Origin of the sequence: Actinomadura sp. NPDC048021, assembly GCF_040653135.1 — a bacterium.
Taxonomy (GTDB): Bacteria; Actinomycetota; Actinomycetes; order Streptosporangiales; family Streptosporangiaceae; genus Spirillospora; species Spirillospora verrucosospora.
In genome coordinates, this window is record NZ_JBEZJQ010000006.1 from 329,267 (window position 1) to 349,514 (window position 20,248).

The 20,248-nt window shown below is 73.1% G+C and carries 13 protein-coding genes; 9 read left to right on the forward strand and 4 right to left on the reverse strand.

What is annotated here, in order from left to right:
• The first annotated feature begins 49 nt into the window (after nt 1–49).
• Complete coding sequence (locus tag AB0C87_RS13215; protein WP_353831008.1) at nt 50–856, forward strand: SAM-dependent methyltransferase; 807 nt, start codon at nt 50–52, stop codon at nt 854–856.
• Here the strand turns inward: AB0C87_RS13215 and AB0C87_RS13220 are convergent.
• Complete coding sequence (locus AB0C87_RS13220; RefSeq protein WP_360577565.1) at nt 829–3,036, reverse strand: hypothetical protein; 2,208 nt, start codon at nt 3,034–3,036, stop codon at nt 829–831. The two genes, AB0C87_RS13215 and AB0C87_RS13220, sit on opposite strands and share 28 nt — an antisense overlap.
• Before the next feature lie 266 nt (nt 3,037–3,302).
• On the opposite strand from AB0C87_RS13220, the gene AB0C87_RS13225 reads away from it, so the two are divergent.
• The 5 genes from AB0C87_RS13225 (at nt 3,303) to AB0C87_RS13245 (ending at nt 12,160) form a co-directional block, all read left to right on the forward strand.
• Complete coding sequence (locus AB0C87_RS13225; RefSeq protein WP_360577568.1) at nt 3,303–5,303, forward strand: ABC transporter ATP-binding protein; 2,001 nt, start codon at nt 3,303–3,305, stop codon at nt 5,301–5,303.
• A 232-nt stretch (nt 5,304–5,535) separates the two neighbouring features.
• Nucleotides 5,536–6,807, forward strand: coding sequence for a hypothetical protein (locus tag AB0C87_RS13230; protein WP_360577570.1), 1,272 nt, complete (start codon nt 5,536–5,538; stop codon nt 6,805–6,807).
• 199 nt (nt 6,808–7,006) lie between these two features.
• Nucleotides 7,007–7,177 (forward strand): hypothetical protein, encoded by a 171-nt coding sequence (locus AB0C87_RS13235; protein ID WP_345175947.1) that lies wholly within the window; start codon nt 7,007–7,009, stop codon nt 7,175–7,177.
• Nucleotides 7,178–7,275: 98 nt separating this feature from the next.
• A complete protein-coding gene (gene fxsT / locus AB0C87_RS13240) occupies nt 7,276–11,193 on the forward strand; it encodes an FxSxx-COOH system tetratricopeptide repeat protein (protein ID WP_353831012.1) in 3,918 nt (1,305 codons plus the stop codon).
• 28 nt (nt 11,194–11,221) lie between these two features.
• On the forward strand, nt 11,222–12,160 hold the full coding sequence (locus AB0C87_RS13245; RefSeq protein WP_345175951.1) for a hypothetical protein: 939 nt from the start codon (nt 11,222–11,224) through the stop codon (nt 12,158–12,160).
• 22 nt (nt 12,161–12,182) lie between these two features.
• Here the strand turns inward: AB0C87_RS13245 and AB0C87_RS13250 are convergent, their stop codons facing one another.
• From AB0C87_RS13250 to AB0C87_RS13260, 3 genes are all read right to left on the reverse strand, one after another.
• Nucleotides 12,183–14,576, reverse strand: coding sequence for a hypothetical protein (locus tag AB0C87_RS13250; protein WP_345175952.1), 2,394 nt, complete (start codon nt 14,574–14,576; stop codon nt 12,183–12,185).
• Between the two features lie 62 nt (nt 14,577–14,638).
• A complete protein-coding gene (locus tag AB0C87_RS13255) occupies nt 14,639–15,517 on the reverse strand; it encodes a hypothetical protein (protein WP_360577571.1) in 879 nt (292 codons plus the stop codon).
• Nucleotides 15,518–15,642: 125 nt separating this feature from the next.
• Nucleotides 15,643–16,575, reverse strand: coding sequence for a hypothetical protein (locus AB0C87_RS13260; RefSeq protein WP_360577572.1), 933 nt, complete (start codon nt 16,573–16,575; stop codon nt 15,643–15,645).
• A 197-nt stretch (nt 16,576–16,772) separates the two neighbouring features.
• Here AB0C87_RS13260 and AB0C87_RS13265 point away from each other — a divergent pair, with 197 nt between their 5' ends.
• The 3 genes from AB0C87_RS13265 (at nt 16,773) to AB0C87_RS13275 (ending at nt 19,942) form a co-directional block, all read left to right on the forward strand.
• Nucleotides 16,773–18,140 carry an HEXXH motif domain-containing protein gene (locus AB0C87_RS13265; protein WP_360577574.1) on the forward strand — a complete coding sequence of 456 codons (1,368 nt, stop codon included), beginning with the start codon at nt 16,773–16,775 and terminating at the stop codon, nt 18,138–18,140.
• Nucleotides 18,137–19,312 (forward strand): FxsB family cyclophane-forming radical SAM/SPASM peptide maturase, encoded by a 1,176-nt coding sequence (locus tag AB0C87_RS13270; RefSeq protein WP_353835935.1) that lies wholly within the window; start codon nt 18,137–18,139, stop codon nt 19,310–19,312. Before AB0C87_RS13265 ends, AB0C87_RS13270 begins: the two co-directional genes overlap by 4 nt.
• A 147-nt stretch (nt 19,313–19,459) precedes the next feature.
• A complete protein-coding gene (locus AB0C87_RS13275) occupies nt 19,460–19,942 on the forward strand; it encodes an Asp23/Gls24 family envelope stress response protein (RefSeq protein ID WP_345175961.1) in 483 nt (160 codons plus the stop codon).
• The last annotated feature ends 306 nt before the right edge of the window (nt 19,943–20,248 follow it).

Sequence of the window (20,248 nt, forward strand, 5' to 3'; positions counted from 1 at the left end):
CGGGCTAGTCTTGCTCCGGCAATAACTTGATCTTGGGTGGAGGTCGTACGTGGCCGAGGATGGCCTGTCCCCGGAAATCGATCTCACCCGACCGAGCGTCGCCCGCATGTACGACTACTACCTGCATGGAAAAGACAACTTCCAGGTGGACCGGGACGCGGCGGACCGGGTCGCGCAGGCCATGCCGGAGATCGGCGAGCTCGCCCTGGAGAACCGCTCGTTCCTGCGCCGCTCCGTGCGTTACATGGCGCGCCGGGGAATCCGGCAGTTCCTCGACATCGGCTCCGGGCTGCCGACCGTCGGCAACACGCACGAGATAGCCCATGAGATCGTCCCGGACGCCCGCGTCGTGTACGTCGACAGCGATCCTGTGGTCCTGGTGCACGGGCGCGCCCTGCTCGCCACCAACGAGTTCACCACCGTCGCGCAGGCCGACATGCGCCGGCCCGCCGAGGTCCTCGACCACGCCCGGAGCACCGGGCTGATCGACTTCTCCGCTCCGGTCGGCGTCCTGATGATCGCCATGACGCACTTCCTCACCCTGGAGGAGCGGGAGGACGTCATGGCGCCCCTGCGGGAGGCCCTCGCGCCGGGCAGCCACCTCGCCGCGACGCATGTGACGACGGAAGGGCACTCCGCGGAGGCCGTCGAGCAGATCGAGGGGGCCTACGCGGCCACTCCCACCCCCATCTATTTCCGCGACAAGTCGGACATCGAGCTCTTCTTCGACGGCTTCGAGTTCGTCGATCCCGGTCTGGTCACCATCGACGCGTGGAATCCAGAAAACGACAAGACGGATGAACCGGCCGCCGAAGTCGGCAAATGGCTTTACGGGGGCGTCGGCCGCATAGGCTGACGCCGGCCCTGACGGGGCAGGCGCGGGAGTCGAGGCGTGGGGGCCTGCGGTCGCGGCGCCGCCTCTTCCATGGACCAGGTCCCGGAGCCGCCGGTGACCTGGAGGAGCGTGTGCGCCCGGAGTTCCAGCGCTTGTTCGCCGGCCGGGACCCCGAGCGTCCGCAACGGGGCGAGGGTGTCACCGAGCTGCACGAGGCCGAAGTCGCCCTCGCCTCGGAACAGCACGCGCCCCGGCGGTCCCAGATACCGCACGACTGCGGCTCGATCGCCCGCGATGAGGTTTTCGAACGGCCTGACATGGCCGGTGGGCGGCACGGCACCGCTGTCTCCCGCCGCGGAATTCACATCTGCCTGCTCCAGCGGAGTCACGTCGATGCGCCATTCGGTGCTGTCGGTTCGCACTTGGAGTACGGCTCCAGTAGGAACGGCGAATGTGCTCCGGCTCGGTCCTGAGAACCCGTCCGCCGTCCCCGGCCCGGGCGCGCCCGCGGATGCCACGGCCCTGCGGCCGTAGAGCCCGGTCAGGTCGGGGCCGCGCAGATGCACCTCGTAGAACGCCCCGTCCGGGCACGACAGGACGGCGACTCCGGGCGGTCCTTCGTATGTGAGCACCTCAGCTCCGTGCCCCGTGGCCGAGCCGGCGAACGAGCGTGACCGCTCCGGTCCGCTGATGGTCACGGTCCAGACCCCTGCCGCCTCGATGTGCAGAAAGCGGCGGGTGAGCTCTTCCTGTGCCACCCAGAGGTCGTCCAGGACGGTGGTGGCGGGCGGAGCGCCGGGCCCGCACGACACCACCGGGATCCCCCGGCCGAACTCGGTGCGCCGCAGGGAGGCCTCCAGCGCCCCGGGCCCCTCGTTGACGAACTCGGCGAGCAGCGGCTGGGGAAGCCGTCCGTTGATCTTGAGGCGTGTGGCACCGGCTCCGCGATGCGTCCGATGCCTGCCCTGATAGGCGTGATCGGCCGATGGAGGTACCGGCCGGTCCGCCTCCTCTGTCGCCAGCCAGCGGTCGAGGTCGGTGGCGACCCTGCGGGGCTCCTCGACCCGCAGCCACAGGGAGCGGACCGGACGTCCTCGCTGAGGGATCGTCGGACGCGACGGGCCGTCGTCCGAGGTCAGCATGACCCACAACCAGTTTCCCCATCGCAGACGCCGGGCGGGGAGTCGGATGGCGTCCCGCGTCCGCAGGAGGAGATTCACCTCCTCCCTGAACGGCGTCATGAGAGCAGATTCCTTCTCACGGCGCCGATCCGGCTCGGTGCCCTGGCGGACCGCCACCATCGCGGAGCGCGGAATCCGCAGCGCCTTCCACAGCAGCGGCCCGTCCCAGATGACGATCTCTTCTTCGCTCACCCACATCCGGGGGCGCACCAGGACGAGCCTCAGCGCCTGGATCGCCACGGTCACCGTCACGGCCGTGAGGACCGGCCCCCACAGGCCGGCGATCGACTCGCTCAACGTGGCCCCCTCCTGGCGGGCGAACCACCCGGCGAGGAGAAGCGGCGCCGCCGCACCCGCCGGGACGAGGACGACCGCCGCCGCTACGGTCCTCCCCCATGATCTGGCCACCTTCACCCGGACCAGGGACCGTCCAGGCCGGGCCGTCCACCCCCAGCGGTCCCGGCCGGCGAGGTCGCGCAGCACGGAACGGCCGCGGCGTCGCGCCTCCGCTCTGCGCGACGCGCGCGGAGGCCGCGACCAGTACACGCCCCGCAGCGCCCAGGCGATCGAGCACGCGCCGAAGCCTGCGGCGATGACGGCGAGGACTCCCGCGCCGAACGCCTCGCCCCACTTCGGGGCTCCGCCGACCGCCTGGACGAAGTCCGGCGAACCGACGTCGAGGGCGGGGACGGCGTCGCCGGCGGAGACGGCACGGTCGTCATCGCCCCGCAGCTCGACCCGGTCGATGACCACGTGCCCGTCGCGACCGTCCCGGAAGGGGCCGTACCAGAGGCATCCGCCTCGCGGGCACACCTTCGTCTCCGCCGTGAAGACGCCCTGGACTCCGTCACCTCTGGCGGCACGCCGGGTGGCCCCGATCTCGTCCACCATGGCGTTGAAGGCGAAGGTCCCGGACACCAGCACGGCGATGCCCAGGAGCAGATGGAAGACGGAGAAGGGCCCGGAACCGCCGCGCACGTAGTCCGCTGCCGCCGAGTCGACCTCGCGTCTCCCGCTCATCCCGTCCCGAGTCCCGACCGCCGTCCGGCACGAGCCGCACGGCACGCTCCCACAGTGAACGATCACATTATGCGCGGCATCGGAGGCTTACCCGACGGGTGGAGAACTGTGCCGTGGGAGCGCGGGGCCAGAGACCGCCGCACCCCTTCCTCGCACCCGGGCGCGGCGCAGAGGGTGGTGCCCGTCCCCTGCCTGGAGGCCGGTTCCATGACCAGTGTCGCCCGCTCTGGTGATCGCGAGACGTCGCCGACCCCGGAGGTGGGCCGATGAGGCTGCGTCGTCGCCGCGCCGCCGCGCCGGTCGAGGCGCCCATGGGACCGGCTTTGAGCGAGCACAAGTGGTACCGCAAGGCCGCCGAGCTGTCGGGCACCGGGACCCTCACCATGGCTCGGCGGCTGCCGCCCCTGATCGGGCAGGTGATGCGGCTCGCGTGGCGGGCGAACCCGCGGGACCTGGCCGCGACCATCGCGTTCAACGTGGCCGCGGGCGTGTTCACCGCGTTCGGCCTGCTGGCCACCACCGGAGTGCTGACCGCGCTGTTCTCGGTGGGCCCGACCCCGGACCGGGTGCGGGCCGCCGCGCCGCAGCTGGCGCTGGTCGGGGCCGCGGTCACGGTCCGCGCGGCGTTCGCGGCGGCGGCGCAGTGGGCGCAGGCCCGGCTGCGCCCGCAGGTCGAGCAGATCGTCGAGCAGCGGTTGTACGAGCTGACGACCGCGATCGAGCTGGCGGCGTTCGACGACGCCGAGTTCCAGGACGACCTGCACCGGGCCCGGATGCGGGGCATGGACTCGGCCCCGTCCATGGTCGACAACGCGGTGGACCTGTTCACCGCCGCCGTCGGCGTCGCGGCGGCGGCCGGCGCGCTCGGCGTGCTGCACCCGGTGCTGCTGCCGCTGCTGCTGCTGACGGCCCTGCCCGAGGGGTGGGCGGCGGTCCGCGCGGCCCGGCTGGGATACCTGACCCAGCTGGACCTGGTGGAGGTGCGGCGGCGGAGCTGGATCATGTCGGACCTGATGACCGAGCGGCGCCACGCCGCCGAGGTCCGCTCCTTCACCGTCCGCGCCTTCCTGCTGCGCCAGTACTCCGCACTGGCCGCCCACGTCCGTCGCGTCCTGCTCGACCTGGCGCGCCGGCAGACGATGTCCCAGGTCTGGGGCGACGTCCTCAAGGGTGTCGCGACCGCGCTGATGTACACGGCGCTGGGGCTGCTCCTGTGGCGGGGCGTGATGCCGCTCGCGGTGGCGGGGACGGCCGTCCTGGCGATCCGCGCCGGGCAGACGTCCCTCGTCAACCTCGTCTACGCCCTGAACCGCTGCTACGAGGACGGCCTGTACTTCAGCGACTACATGGCCTACTGCCAGGACGCCGAGCAGCGTGTCCAGCGGGCTCGCACCGGCGAACCGGGCGACATCGAGAGGCAGCTCGCTGCGCTGCGCGGGTTCCAGGACATTCATGCCGAGAAGGTGACCTTCACCTATCCCGACAGCGACAAGCCCTCCCTGCGCGAGGTGTCGGTGCGGCTCGGCCGCGGGGAGATCGTCGCGCTGGTCGGGGAGAACGGATCGGGAAAGACGACCCTCGCCAAGATCCTCGCCGGCCTCTACGCCCCGCAGGGCGGCGTGGTCCGCTGGGACGACACCCGCGCGAGCGACCTGGACCCCGAGGCCCTGCGGCGGGCCATCGCGGTGGTCGCCCAGGACCACACCCACTGGCCGATGACCGCGGCCGACAACATCACCATGGGCGACGACCTGTCCGCCGCCGGCGTCCGGGCGAACGTCGACGAGGCCGCGGCCCACGCGGGCGCCGACCAGGTCATCGCCGCCCTCCCTCTCGGTCTCGACACCCTCCTGGACAAGCGCTTCGCCAACGGGTGCGAGCTGTCGGGCGGCCAGTGGCAGCGGCTGGCGGCCGCGCGCGGCTTCTACCGGGACGCGCCCCTGCTGATCTGCGACGAGCCCACCGCCGCGCTCGACGCCCGCGCCGAACACCACCTGTTCGACCAGATCCGCCGGCACGCCGCCCAGCACGGCCGCACCGTCCTGCTGATCACCCACCGCCTCGCGAGCGTCCGCCACGCCGACCGCATCTACGTCCTCGACGGCGGCCGCGTCACCGAGCACGGCACCCACCACGACCTCATGACCCTGAACGGCCTCTACGCCGAACTGTACGAACTACAGGCATCGGCCTACCGCCAAGGCGACGAGGAAGACGCTTTCGCCGCCAATCCGGCAGCCCCCTCCCCCCGCGGCCCGGCCTTCTGACGCCTTGAGTCCACCGATTGACTTAGAGCGGGCCATCGTCTCGACGCCATGGCCATATCCGGCCTTACCATGGTTGCCGGATTCGGTCAGGCGGTAAGTCGGCGGATATCGGGTCGGGCTTTCGGCGGCACCTGATCTTTTTTTATGATGTTCTTGGCTGAGGGGGTCCGTCGATCCGGACGCCGGTGCTCCGTCGAGAGGCGCGACCGGCCCGTGGAACGGAGAACGCCTTTTGGGTGCGCGCGTATCGCGGCTGTCGCGGATCGTTCCCCTCATCGTCGTGGGGGCACTGCTCGCCACGGCGGCGGGGCTCGGCGTGGGGGCCCTCGTCCATCCGGGTGATCTCGCGGGGTCGGCCTGGTACTCCTTCCTCGCCGGGTTCCTGCTGGCCATCGGCCTGTACGGGAGCACGCACGAGATCGATCTCAAGGCGCTCCGGCAGGACGCCCGGGGCGTGCTGGTCGCCGTCACGCTGGGCGTGGTCATCAAGGCGGTCCTGATCGCCGGCGTGATGCTGCTGGTGTTCCACGACGCCCGCTACCTGGTCCTCGGCATCGCCGTCGCGCAGATCGACCCCCTCTCGGTGGCCGCGATGCGGGCCAACAGCCGGATGTCGTCGCGGGCGAAGGCGCTCCTGTTCGCCTGGGCCTCGTTCGACGACCCCGTGACGGTGCTCCTCTCCCTCTACTTCTCGATCCTCGCGTTCCGGCTTTCGGGGCGGGACGGATCGCCGCAGGCCGGCCCCTCGGGGGACGGGCTCGGCGCCTATCTGGCCGACCTGGGGCTGAACCTCGCGCTGGCGGCCGCGGCCTATCTGGTCTTCGTCGCGCTGCGGGGCCTGCGGAAGCCCGAGGGCCCCGCCTCCGGGCGGCGGCGAGCGCAGACGGGCGGGCGGTTCGCCGACCTGCTCTCCATGGCGGTGCTCCTGGGCGTCTTCCTCGTCGCGGCCCACTGGATGCTGATGCTCGCCGTGGCGGTGATCGGTCTCTTCCTCAGACTCGGGACGTACGCGAAGGTGATCGACCGCGCCGTGGCGACCGCCTTCCTGATCGCCTCCTTCGCCATCGGCCTGCTGCTGGTGAACGGCGCCGACCTGCTTCCCGCGGTGGTGCTGGGCGTCGCGGCGTTCGGCGCCCAGGCGCTGATCTCGCTGCTCGTGGTGCCCGTGCTGGAGCGCGGGCTGAGCGGTCGCGACCGCGTCCACCTGGCCCTCGGCCAGCAGAACGGGATCACCGCGATCATTCTGGCGCTGGCGCTGGAACCCGACTTCCGCGGCACCGTCGGGATCGTCGCGCCGGCGATCCTGGTCGTGAACGTCCTGCACTACGCCTCCAACGGGGTGCTGAACAGGTTCGCCGGCGATCCGCCGCATCCCGACGAGCCGGGCCCGTCCGGGACGGTCCCGCTTCGGCCCGGTGCGCTGTCCGGCGCCGCGCCGTCCGGCCCGCCGGTTCCCGGGCCGTCCCCCGAGACCGACGCGTGCGCCGCCGACTCGGAAAAGTGACCCCCGCCGGGACGCCGCGCGCGGACGCCCCATGATTCGGTTCTGGCCGAACACGGAAAACGCGCCATGGGACATAGTCGTCATTGCGGGATGAGGCTAGCCTCGACCATGCCCATGCGGGATGACGGAAGTGGCCTTGCTCCGTGCGCCGAATTCGGTCAGCCCCAAAAACGGTCGGACCAGCCGAATAGAGTGATCGATGGAAGATGCGAGTGAGGAACTCCCCACCACCATCATCGACGTGACCGACTTCGATCTCGATCAAATGGACGCCCTGCCGAGCGAGGCCCTCCGCAGAGCCGTCAACCGCATCTATTACGAGAACCTCCGGGAATCGGCCTTGTATCTCACGTTCAATGCGCGAATATGAAAGGGTTGTGCGAACGGTCGCGAATGTTGCAGTTGTGAGCGGCGTCCGCGGCGCCGGCGACGGCCCGCCGCCGGACGCGAGGTCCCGAAGGAGCCGCGTTGGTCCCCCACGTTCCGCCGCGCAGCGGCCCGCCGAACGTCATCGCCCTCACTTCGCCCGAGCGCGGCGCGGGCTGCACCACCGCCCTCGCCGACCTCGCCTGGATGCTGGCCCTCGCGGGCCGCGCCGTGCTGCTGATCGACGGCGACCTCGCGTCGCCCGCCCTGGAGGACCACGCGAAGAGGTTCGCCGGCGACGGCTCCGATGAGGCCGGCCTCCTCGACCTCGTGCGCGGCTTCGGCTCCGGAGGCCGGAGCGCTCCCCACGGCTTCGACCTGCCGCCCCTCCTGCGGCACCGGGAGCCCCCCGGCCCGCCGATCTCCGGACGGGTGGACCTCCTCCCCGCGCAGGGCTCCGGCGGCGCCCGCGGCCACTGGACCGAGCTGGAGACCCCCGACCTCCACCGCTTCGCCGCCGCCCTCCGCGACGCGCTGCGCCGCACCTCCTACGACCATGTGCTCGTCGACGCCGCCGGCCTCCCGGCGGAGGCCCTGGCGAGGCTCGCCGACACCGTGGCCGTCGGGGTCCGGGCCGACGCCGGCGGCATCGCGGCCGCGGAGGCGCTCGCCCGGGAGCTGAAGGCGACGGCGCTCCCCCGGCTCCTGCCGGTGCTCATGCAGGTGGAGGACGCGTCGTCCCTCAGCGTGCGCGGCAGGGCGGGCGTGGCGTTCGCCTGGCTCTTCCCCGGCACGACGCCGCCCTCGGCGCGGGACGCGTACTGGCGGCGGATGGCGATTCCCAAGGTCGCCGACGCGGCCGTCGCCGAGAGGATCGCCGTGTTCGCCGGGGACCGGGCCGCCTCCGGGCTCCTCACGGCCTACCGGGACGTGCTCCGCACGATCCTCGACGACGAGGGGTTCGATCCGCCGCGGGCCACGGCCGAGGCGGTCGATGCGTACCGGATGCGCATCGGCGCGGACGACGTGCCGCGGACGCGCCACTACCGGGTGGTCTACGAGCCCGCCCAGCGCGCGTGGGCCGACTGGCTCGGCGTCCAGCTGCGCTCGACGCACCTGCGTCCCGCCGGGGAGGGCCCGGTCCGCGACGACGACGTCGTCATCGTCGTCGGCCCCGAGGCGGTGAGGTCCGCCCCGTCCGGGACGCCCGTGCCCGGCGCCCACTGGTACCTCCGGCTGTCCCCCGAGGACCCGGCCCCGGGCGTTCCGCCGTCCACCCGGATCGACCTGTTCGCCATGAACGAGCAGGCCGCCCGCGACGAGCTGTTCCAGCGGCTGATGCCCTCGCGCACGGCGCCCGCCCCCAGGAGCGCCCCGGGCGACCCGCGCTTCCCGGGCCGGACGCCCGAGTTCCGCCGGCTGCCCCCGTCCGCGGGCGCCTTCGTCGAGCGGGGCGCGGAGATCGAGCGGATGCGCGACGCGCTGCTCGGCTCGGACCGCGACGGCATCTACTCGATCAACGGCGCGGCGGGCACCGGGAAGAGCAGGCTCGCCCTGGAGTACGCCCTCCGGTTCTCGGGCGACTACGACGCGATCTGGTGGATCACCGCGGCGTCGGCCGGGAGCGTGCGGGCCGGCCTCACCGCCATGCACGAGGCGGTCGAGGCCCGCGGCGGCGGGCACCGGCCCGCGACCGCCGCGGGCGACCCCGTCGCGCAGTTCGTCCGGGAGGAGGTGAACCGCACCGGAACCTGGCTGCTGATCTACGACAACGTCGAGCGGGCCGAGGACCTGACCGACCTCGTGCCCGAGACCACCCGCGGGAACCACGTCGTCATCACGGGCGCGGACGTCGGGGCCCTCAGGAGCGGGACGCTGGTCCGACGGGTCGAGAAGTCCACCCGGGCGGGGCCGTTCACCAGGGACGAGAGCCGCGAGCTGTTCCGCAGGAGGGTCCCCGCGCTCTCCGACGAGCACGTCGACCGGCTCTCGCGCCACATGCGCGACCTCCCCCTGAACGTGGCGCTGGCCGCGGCGTGGGTGGAACGCCACGCCGACTGGAGGCAGCGCGGCGCCGCCGGTCCCGCGGCGCCCGGAGCCGGGGCGGCGGAGTCCGCGGGCGCCTTCCGCGAGATGGAGGCGGTCGAGGACGCGGTCGAGACGTTCACCGGCCTCTTCGCCGAGGGCGTCGCGGCCGCGCAGCGCGCTCCCGGGGCTCCGGAGGACGGGGCGGGCGCGCGCGACGACGCGGCCCGCCGGGAAGAGGCGGACCTGCTGACCGCCCGGATCGTCCTCGGGCTGACCCTCGACGCCCTGCGCCAGATCGACTCCGGCGAGGCCGCCGTGCACCTGATGCGGATGGCGGCCTTCCTGTCGCCCGACGGCGTGGGGCGCCGGCTGCTGTTCTCCCCCGCCATGCTCGCCGCGCTGGAGGCGCACTGGCCCGACCTCGCCGAAGACTCCGTGCGCCTGGAGGCGCTGCTCGTCCGGCTGACCCGGTACGGCCTGGCCGAGGTGGACTACGAGCTCGGCGGGGAACTGCGCGTCCACCGGATGGTCCAGAAGATCATCCGGGATTCGCTGCGGGACGGCGAGCGGGAGCGGGTGACCGCCGAGGTCCACCGCGTCCTCGCCGCGTTCGCGCCCGCCGACGCCGAGGTCGACAGGCCCTACCACGCCGCGACGTTCGCCGAGCTGCGGCGGCACCTGTTCGTCAGCGAGGCGCTCGCGAGCGGGGAGCGGCCCGTCCGCCGCTGGCTGGCCTGCCACGTGCGCCACCTGTACCTGGCCGGCGACAAGAGCGACCGCGCGATCGGCCTCGGCGTCGCCGAGCGGCTGTCGGCCGACTGGCGCGCGCGCCTGGGCGCCGACGACCCGCTGCTGCTGCGCGTCGAGGTGCAGCGCGCCAACCTCCTGAGAGCGCTCGGCCGTCTGGAGGAGGCGGCGCGCATCTCCGAGGACGCGCTGAACCGGCAGATGCGCCTCGGGTACGCCGACATCCGGACGCTGATGGCCGCGCGGGGATACGCCGCCGACCTGCGGCAGGCCGGCGACTTCGGCACCGCGCTGGTCCGCGACCGCGCGACGCTCATCGGGTTGCGCCGCGAGCTGGGCGGCGACCACGAGCTGACCCGGAGCGCCGCCATGAACCTCACGCTGTCGCTGAGCCTGGACGGGCAGGACGCCTCCGTCCGGGAGGCGCTGGCGATCGAACGGGACAACCGGGAGCGGCAGCGGCGGGTGGAGCCCGGCGACCGGCAGTCGCTCGCGATCTCCGCCTACAAGATCGGCGCGCTCCTGCGCCGGCTCGGCCGGTACGACGACTCGGCGCGGGAGCTGACCCACTCGGTCGTCATCCTCCGCGAGCTGCACCGGGACGACCCCGCCAACCTGCATCTGCTGTGCGCCCAGCGCCAGCAGCGCATCACCCGCCGGCACCGGCCCGGCGCCCCCGGGGCGCGCGCCGACGACCGGGACGAGCTGCGCCGGCTGCTGAAGATCCACCTGGACTTCCATCCGGGCGAGAACTACGAGACGCTCGCCTGCCGGCTGGCCGTCGCCGCGGCCGAGCACGCCTGCGGCGCGTACGAGGCCGCGCGCGACGAGGCGGGGCGGGCCGTCATGGGCTACCTCGCCCTGTACGACGACAGGCATCCGTTCGTCCAGCTCGCCCGCTGCAACCTGTCGGTCTACACCCTCGCCCTCGGCGACGCCGACCTCGCCGGGGAGCAGAGCGCCACCGCCCTGGACCTGCTGCGCGAGAGGCTGGACGACGACCACCCGTACGTGGTGGGGGCGCTGGTCGACCACGCCAACGCGCTGATGGCCCTCGGCCGCTACGACGAGGCCCTCGACCTCGACGAGCAGGCCGAGGAGCGTCTCCCGTCCGGCCATCCCGACGACGAGCATCCCTGGGCCGTCGCCGTGCGCGGCAACCTCGCCCACACCCGGGCGCGGCTGCGGAACGAGGCGCCGGGCACCGAGCGCCGAGCGTTCCAGTGGGACGCGCCGCAGATCTGAGACCGGCCCGACCCGGAGAGGAGACCGAGTGAGCCAGACCCCGATGACCATCACGCGGCGTGCGGGGCACATCGACGCGAACGCCGGAACGCTGCTGCTGGAGGACACGGTCAGGGAGGTCTTCGAGGGCGCCGACGGGCTGGCGCACACCGCGAACTTCATCGACGGCATGTTCCGGTTCGCGGTGGAGGACGCGGATCTGACGCCGGAGGACGCGAGGCTCCACGCCCAGGTCGGCGGCAGGCTCGGCCCCACCTTCGCCAAGATCGACTCGTGGACGTCGTCGCTGGACAGCGGGCGGCTCATCCGCCTGGTCCTGTCCTGCCCCACCGGCGGCGTCTACTACATCTCGCTCCGTCCCGGGGAGACCCAGTTCGGCATCGCGCGGGAGGGCGCGGCGGTCGAGAGCGGCGACCGGCAGATGGCGAAGATCTCCGACCGGGTGCGCGAGCTCTACTCGCTGGGCCCCGAGAACCTCGGCGGCTACAGCACGTCCGCCCCGGCGCTCCCGGACGTGCCCGAACCGGCGCCCGTCCAGTTCGAGGCCCCGGGCGCCGACCCCCGCCTGGTGGAACTCGGCCGGCGGCGCGTCTCCCCGCTCGACCTGCACTACCTCTCGGGCCATCGCGGCGGCGACCACCTCTTCAGCACCGACGTCCTCGCCGACGAGAGCCTCGGCACGTACTTCCGCAAGGTGTCGGTCGCCGAGCACAGGAAGCGCTACGAGGAGATCTACCTCGCCTCGCGGCAGCTCGTGCGGTCCCTGGCGTACCGGCTCGGACCCGCGCTGCGCGGGCGGCCGTCCCGGCTCGTCATGGACGTCGAGCAGGGGGCGCTGTACTACCGGTGCCTGCCCGACGACCTGGCGCTCTTCGGCGTCACCCTGCGGCAGAAGAACGTGTGGGACGCCGACCGGCGCCTGGAGTCGATCATCGACGACTACCTCGGCGGCGGTTCCGCTCCGTGAGGGGCGGCCGACGGCGGAGGTCTCAGACGGGCGCGGGTCCGAGCGGCGGGCCGGAACCGCCGTCCGCGTCCTCGGCGGCGCGCAGGACGGTGCTCTTGACGTGACCGCTCAGCCCGTCCAGGCTGTCGACGATCGCGACCTGGGCGACCGAGCCGCTCAGGCCGGGGACCGCGTCCTCGGACAGGCTGCCGAGCTGGCTCAGCGCCGACAGCGGGACGGCGTCGTAGCTGGCGTCGAACGCCTCGCAGAGCCGGTCCAGCCGGGCCCGGTCCTCGGCGGTGGGGCCCGGCCGGGACCGCACGCCGGCGAGCCAGCCCGCGACGGACTCCTCGAACGAGGTCACGAGCCGGCGCAGCACGATGCTCACCCCGATCGCCTCGAAGACCTCGTAGCGGCGCAGCCGGTAGCTCAGCATGGCGCCGGCGGTGGCCGCGTCGTCGCGGGACAGGTCGAAGGAGCGCCCGATGTAGGCGTCGACCTCGTCGATCGCGGCGAGGGATTCGAGCGCGAGGGTGAAGGGCCGGGCCACGGCGTCCGGCAGGTCGCGGCCGGGGCGCTCCGGCCCGGCGGCGGCTCCGGCGGGCCCCGGGGGCGGGCGCGTCAGGTCCCTCCTGATCGCCTGGAGCTGCCGGTCGGCCTGCTGGCGGATCTGCTCGACCTGGCTCTGCAGGTTGAGCAGGTGGTCGTGCGAGGCGGTCACCTGCCGCCTGATCCGCTCCATCGAGTCGTGCATCATCGCGATGTCGTTGTCGGAGGCCGCGGGGCCGGCGCGGTGGCCGATGACCTCCCGGTTCAGGTCGTCCAGGCGGGCGGTGAGGACGTCGTGGAACCGGTCGGCGAGGTACACGATCGGCGGCGCTCCGCACGCCTGGGTCAGGGAGGGGCGGATCTCCTCGCTCAGGAAGCCCGTCACCACGACGACGCGGCGCTTCGGGCTGTCGCGGCGGATGGCCTGGACGCGGCGGATCAGCGGCTCGGCCTCGTCGGCCTGGACCAGCGGCGAGCTCACCACGATCGCGCAGCCCGCGCGGTCCTGCCCGGGGGGCATCGGGATCCAGAAGTCGGGCCGCTCGCGTTCCGGCAGCAGGGGGTAGCTGGTCTCGGCCATCCAGCCCCGGGCGTTGAGGATCTCCGAGACGTTCGACAGGAGGTCGTCCAGCGGCACCACGTAGCCGAGGTTCTCCTGCCGCGCCGCCGTGTGGACGGCGGGCGCGTCCACCCGCGCGGGCGGCACGGTGAGCTGGAAGCTGCGGTAGCAGAGCCGGACGACCTGCCGGGGGCTGCCGCCGGTGAGCCGGTGGATCGCGTCGCAGGCCGACTGCTCGAACGGTTCGAGCACGCCGCCCTGGCGGAGCCGGACGTACTCGGCGATCTGCGCGCCGTCCAGGGGCGACGGCGAGATGCGGGTGCGTATGCGGGACTTGGCGTCCTCGGGGAGCTGGTCGAGGTACTCCGGCAGGCCGCCGAGGACGAGCAGGCCGCCGCTCTCCACGAACGTGCGCAGCAGCTTGTGAAACGACTTCAGGGTGTCGGCCGTGTTCGTCATGTCCGGCAGGAGCGGGTCGGGGCGGCCGAGCAGCTTCTCGATGTCGTCGATGACGAGCGCGAAGTGCAGCCCCTGCCGTCCGTAGAGGCTCGTGAGCGCTCCCATGCAGTCCAGCATCTGGGCGTTGGACGCCAGGGCTCCGGTGATCCCCTGCTCCTGGAGGCGGGCGTCGGGAGGCGCGCCGCTCGCCAGCCAGTCCATCACCGCGAGGGCGAGCTGCACGTCGGCCAGCAGGGCGAAGGCGGTGCCGAACTGCTTGTTCCCGGTGACCTGCCAGAGCCGCTCCTGGAGCTGCCTCGGCACCCTGGCCGCCAGCCCGGCCTGCCGCGCGAGGACGCGGGGGTCGAGCCCGGGGTCGCGCCGCTCCAGCGCCGCCGCCTGTTCGGCCAGGTGGGGGAAGTCGATCCGGAGCCGCTCGGCGACCACGTCGGCGTAGTAGCCGAGGGCGACGTCCTTGAGCTCGTCGGGGTGGAACCTGGTGATGAAGGAGGCCCGGTACAGCGTCCCGAAGTCGGACGCCTGCGCCGACAGGGAGATGATCTTGCGTGGGATCGCGGCGCCGGGCGGGGGATGGCGTAACCGGTGGATCAGGGTGTTGAGCAGGTGCGTCTTGCCGGTGCCCGCCTCCCCGGAGACGGCGATGACCTCGCCGTTCGCGCCGGTGGAGGAGGCCCGCACCGCCTCGTCGTCGGTCAGTTCCCGCGGGTCCGCCGCGCCGGCCTCGCCGCCGCGCGGGCCGGAGCCCTGCTGGGAGCGCACGTCGCGCCAGAGGATGAGGCTCCGCGCGAGGTAGTCGTCGACCACGCGCCGCACGGTGAGGATGGCGGGGGTGTCGAGGCTGACCACCTCGCCCGGCAGTTCGCCCAGCATGGCGGACGCCCCGGGAGGGAAGGGATTGCGCCGTGCCGCCGGTGACGGCTCATGATCAGCAGTCATGAGGAGCCCGTTTCTTCGCTCGGCGGAGCCAGGATGAACTGGGACGCCAGATCACTGTAACTCACATCCCGCGGACTGTCAGCCCTAATGATCTGTTCGAAGACCTCCGCCAAGCCGTCCACCAGAAGCCTTATCGTCATGCGCCCGTCATATGCGGCCATAATCGCCTTGATATGGCCTTCCTGAATATTCATTGATTCGCGGCGGTCCGTTTCCCGGTAGAGGCGCCGCTCGACGAATGCCCAGCCGTCCTCGGCGGCCAGCGGCCGGGGGCGCAGCGGGATGACGGAGATGGTGCCGCCGAACGGCGGGTGCTTCTGACCGGTGTCCTCGTCCTCGAGCTCCGCGAAGAACATCATGCAGGGCTGGGCGATCTCGGCGTAGAACCGCACGTCGAGCAGGTTCGCGGAGCGCGGGAGGATGACGACGACCAGCGGCCCGTCGTCGGCGGAGCCCAGCCCGATCTCCCAGAGCATGGTGGCGACCTCGCCCCGCACGCGGTCCGCGGCGAGGCCCTCCCGCGCCTTGAGCCGGTCGACGTCCCTGATCACGCTGCGCAGGCGCGCCAGGCGGGACGGCGAGCCCGAGAAATAGGCGCTCTCCATCAGCTGCGAGCAGATCTTGAAGACGAGTCCCAGCATCCGCCGTTCCGGCGTCCCGACCGGTCCGCTCAGCGTCCTGGCGTCGACGACCTGCAGGTCGGTCTTCCCGGCGATCTCCTTGAGGAAATGGACGCACCTGCAGATCAGGGACGTCTTTCCGGTGCCCTCCACCCCGTGCACGAAGACGAGATGGCCCCGGTCGCGAATCGCCTCGATATCGTCCATCTCGCTTTGGAAGGATTCGAAGCACGCGGTGAACGAACTGGTGTCCACGTAGTGGTCCGCGTGCTTGCCGACGCGGTGAGGTTCCAGGGCCAAGGGCGGCCTGTCGGCGTACCGGACCAGGCGGAGCGGGTTTCCCGGCGAGAGGCGCCCGTTCGCCGGCCGGGGGTCGCCCGTCACGAGGGCACCTTCTGCCAGAACACGAACCAGCGGAGGACCGGCGGACGCCACGGGTGCTCCAGGGCGCGCGCGGTGCTGCCGACCTGGGTGTCGACCCGGTGGACGACCTCCATGACCGCCGCGCGCCTGGTCTTTCTGCCCTGCTCGGTCAGCCCCTGCCACCCGTCGGTGACGGCGGCGCCCGGCCTTTCCGGGTCGAGTGCGGCGAGCACCGGGGAGAGCGTTCGCCACCAGGGGCGGCGGGCCTTGATCTCCTCCAGTCGGAGCGCCAGTTCCCGCGCGGCATCGTGCACCGGCTGGCCGGACGGCTGCTTGGCGTCCCCGCGCCCTTCGGCGTATTCGCTCGCCGCGGTGAGGAATGTCCTGCCCAGCCTCCGGAGTTCGAGGCCCTCTTTCCGGCCGCGGTCAACGGACGCTCTCCATTCGGTGGTGAAGAGGGTGAGCAGAGCGCCCAGCAGGAGCGGACCGAAAACCTTTGCGGCGGACACCCAGACCGACGGTTTCTTCTTCTCCCCCGAAACGGTCTGCGCCCCGATCAGGGCATCGCAGGCGCGGTCGAAGTCCTTTCTGTTGTGCACGGCCCAGGCCTGGAGTTCGGCGGGGCCCGGAGTGCGAGCGGCCGCAGCCGGCCGCGGGGACGCCCCGGACGGGGTCCGGGGGGCAGGTGACGCGGTGGGCGCCGGTGCGGGTGCGGCGCCGGGGACGGGGAGCCCGAGCGCCAGGAGGGCCGTGACCATCCGGCCGGGACGGGACAGGCAGTACACGGTGGCGGCCTCCCGCCGGTCGTCCGTGCCGGGAGACGCCGCGGACCGAAGAGGCGGAGCGTCCGATAACGAGGCCGTAATTTCGGCGGCCGCGCCGAAGGGGCGGCTCACGCATCCGATGATCAGCAGACCGACCATGCAGAAGAACAGCCTGCGAGCGCTCATGGATCGTCCTCCGCGGTCAGAATAGCGCGCGTCCGCCGCCCGCCGGGGGACGAGTCACGGACCGGCCACCGGACGGCGAGGGGCCCCGGCCCGCGACCGGCCGACGCGAGATCGGCGGCGACGTTTAACGATCACGGTATGCGGCCTAAAATGCTGGTGATTGGACGTTCGGCGGAAGGCCGGGCTTTATGACATTGATGAATCACTCCTTTTCCGGCGCCGATTTCGACTCGCTCGCCGCGGGAATGGCCACGTCCGGTGCGATCGAATCGCTGGGAGCGATCCAGCACAGCCGGAACCTGCTGCTGCTGCGCTCGGTGGTGGACGCCGCCCGGCGGACCGGCCACCCGGAGGCCGCGGCGGCCCGGCACGGCTTCGAGCAGCTGATGGAGCTGAAGCGGCGCGCCCCCGACGCCGCCGCGGCCGTCATCACGCACCCCTCGACCGGCGGCTGGGGCCTGCACGCGCTGCGCGTCCTGGGCGGCGCCCCGCCCGGCGACCCGCCCGGCGTGCGCCCCGGGCAGCTCGCGGGGCTGGCCGCGGCGGCGGCGGTGCGCGGACGCTGTGCGGGGACGTTCGCCGTTCCCGTCTCCCGCGGCGTGGTCACCCTGCCGTCGGTGGGCGTCCTCACCGCCCCGGAAGGCGCCGATACCGTGCGGATCGTCCACGACGGCCGGAAGGCGGTCGCCACCGCCGGGCGGACGAGCTCACCGATCCCCATCGACGGCGCCCCTGACGCGCCGGGCTGGCGGGGGCTGCGCACCCTCCGCGCCCGGTCCGGCGGGAGAACCGAGTTCGCGCTCCTCCTCGACGATGTGGACCCGTTCCGCTTCCCGCGCGCGTCGTCCGCCGCAGCCGAGCGCCTCTCCGAGGCGGCCGCGGCCGAGCTGGAGCGCACGCTCGGCGAGAGCTGGGACCTGCTGTCCCGCCACCACCGCTTCAGCGCGCGCGAGCTGTCCGGCACGGTGTCCACGCTCACGCCCCTGCGGACTTCCGGCGACGAGTTCCGCAGCGCCACCTCGCGGGAGCACTTCGGCTGCGTCGCGCTGTCCCTGCCGGTGGACCCGACCCAGCTCGCGGTCACGCTCGTCCACGAGGCCCAGCACGGCAAGCTGGCGGCGATCATGGACGCGGTGAGGCTGCTGCCCGGCGACGACGCCCGCCGCTACTACGCGCCATGGCGCCCCGACCCGAGGCCGTTCTCCGGCCTGCTGCACGGCACGTACGCCTTCCTCGGCGTCGCGCGGTTCTGGCGGCGGCAGCGCTGGCTGGAGCGGGGCGAACAGGCGCTGGCGGCGCATCTGGAGTACGCGCAATGGCGGGAGGCGGTGCGGCTCGGGCTCGTCCAGCTCTGCTCGCACGACCGCCTGCCCGCGCTCACCGTGCGGTTCGTGCGGGGGATGCGGCACGTGCTGGACCAGTGGAGCGCCGAGCCGGTCCCGGGGCCGGCCGCCGCGCTGGCGGCGGAGCGGTCCGCCGCGCACCGCGCGCGCTGGATCGCCGCCAACGGGCCGCTGCCCGGCTGCCTGCGGGCGGTCCGCGACCTGCCGGATCCGGTCGCGTGAGCCCGCCCGCGCCGCGGGAGGCGCTGCCCTTCCGGGAGTTCATCCTCAAGATCCACAGCCGCTGCAACCTGGCCTGCGACTACTGCTACGTCTACGAGATGGGCGACCAGAGCTGGCGCGACCGCCCGGTCGCGATGCCGGCCGAGGTGGTCGACGCGGCCGCCCGGCGCATCGGGGACCACGTCCGCCAGCACGCGCTCCCCTCGGTCGAGGTCGTGCTGCACGGGGGCGAGCCGCTGCTGGCGGCGCCGCCCCTCATCGAGCGGGTCGTCGGTTCCGTGCGCGCCGAGGGCGTGGCCGCGTCGTTCTTCGTGCAGACGAACGGCACCCGCCTGACCGGGGCCCGCCTCGCCCAGCTCGACCGGCTCGGCGTCCGGATCGGCGTGAGCATGGACGGCGACGCCTCCGCGCAGGACCGGCACCGCCGCCTGCCGGACGGCCGGGGAAGCCACGCCGCGGTGGCGGCCGCGCTCGACGCCCTGTCCACCGGCCCGTACCGGCACCTGTTCTCGGGCATCCTCTGCACGATCGATCTCCGCAACGACCCGGTCGCGACCTACGAGGCGCTGCTGCGCCACCGTCCGCCCCGCGTGGACTTCCTCCTCCCCCACGGGAACTGGTCGGCGCCTCCCCCGGGACGCGCCGAGGGGTCGCCCGCCACCCCGTACGCCGACTGGCTCATCGAGATCTTCGACCGCTGGTACGGCGCGGCGGAGCCGCCGGCGGACGTCCGGACGTTCAGCGACCTGCTCACGCTGCTGCTCGGCGGGAGCGTCGGCAACGAGGGGCTCGGGCTCGCGCCCGTGCGGTACGCCGTCATCGAGACCGACGGCGCGATCGAGCACTCCGACCTGCTCAAGCCCATGACCGCCGCCTCCGCCGGCACCGGCCTGAACGTCCTGCGCGACTCCCTGGACGCGGCGCGCGCCCTCCCGGCCGCGGTCGAGCGGCAGCTCGGCGCGGCGGGCCTGTGCGAGCGGTGCCGGGCGTGCCCGCTCGTCGCCGTGTGCGGAGCGGGTCTCCAGGCTCATCGCTACCGGCACGGGACGGGCTTCGACAACCCCACGGTCTACTGCCCGGACATGATCCGTCTCATCGAGCACGTGCGCGGCCGGGTCGCCGCGGACCTGGCGGCCGCGACCCGGCCCGCCGGGCGCGGTCCCGCGGCCTGAGGGAGCCTCCGCCGCCCGGCGGGCCCGGCCTCGCCCGTTCACCGAACTTAGTTCGGCATTGACCCACTCTTTGGCCCTATAGCCGTTTTGGGTAACGCTGCGTGAGCATCATCCGCAGGTCAGCCGACGCATGGCATGGGGGGCATCGTGAGTCAGGACGACAGGCGAGGAGCCGAGCAGGCCGCGGTCGGAGCGAGGCGCAAGCGGGGCGCCGACGGGGGGTCGAGCGAACTGATCACGTCCGGCGGCAGCACCCGGATCGCCGACGACGTCGTGGCGAAGATCGCCACGATGGCCGCCCGGCAGGTCGGCGGCGTGCACGAGATGGGCGCGGGCATGTCCCGGACGATCGGGTCGGTCCGGGAGCGCATCCCGGGCGTCACGTCCGACAGCACGCAGGGCGTGGCCGTCCAGGTCGGCGAGCGCCAGGCTGCCGTCGACATCGATCTCGTCGTGGAGTACGGCCTGTCCATCCCGGACCTGGCCGCCGCCGTGCGCACCAACGTCGCCAACGAGATCGAGCACATGTGCGGCCTGGAGGTCGTCGAGGTGAACATCACCGTGGACGACGTCCACGTGGCCGACGAGGAGCCTCCGGAGCCGCGGCGCGAGGAGTCCCGGGTCCGATGATCTCCTGGACGGACGTGGCGGGCGCGTCCCGCCGGCCCGGACCCGCCCCCGCCGGCCGGCCGGGTCCGGCGGGCGGCACGGGGCCGGGCGAGCCCGCGTTCGCCGCCGAGGCGTCGCGGCCGGACGCCCTGCCGGGCGGGGGGACGTCCGCCGGGACCGGCGCGGCGGGCGCGCCGGGCGCGGCGGCGCCCCGGGCGGCCCGTGTCCCGCGGGCGCAGCAACCCCCACCACCCACACACACGCGGCGTGACCCCCCCGCCGCCCCCGGGCCCCCCCCCCCGCCCCCGCCCCCCCGCCCCACACCGC

Bases quoted from the DNA above. Each gene is read 5' to 3' on its own strand.
- AB0C87_RS13220 (WP_360577565.1), bottom strand. From the start codon at position 3,036: ATGAGCGGGAGACGCGAGGTCGACTCGGCGGCAGCGGACTACGTGCGC.
- AB0C87_RS13225 (WP_360577568.1), top strand. From the start codon at position 3,303: ATGAGGCTGCGTCGTCGCCGCGCCGCCGCGCCGGTCGAGGCGCCCATG.
- AB0C87_RS13235 (WP_345175947.1), top strand. From the start codon at position 7,007: ATGGAAGATGCGAGTGAGGAACTCCCCACCACCATCATCGACGTGACC.
- AB0C87_RS13250 (WP_345175952.1), bottom strand. From the start codon at position 14,576: ATGCTGGGCGAACTGCCGGGCGAGGTGGTCAGCCTCGACACCCCCGCC.
- AB0C87_RS13260 (WP_360577572.1), bottom strand. From the start codon at position 16,575: ATGAGCGCTCGCAGGCTGTTCTTCTGCATGGTCGGTCTGCTGATCATC.
- AB0C87_RS13265 (WP_360577574.1), top strand. From the start codon at position 16,773: ATGAATCACTCCTTTTCCGGCGCCGATTTCGACTCGCTCGCCGCGGGA.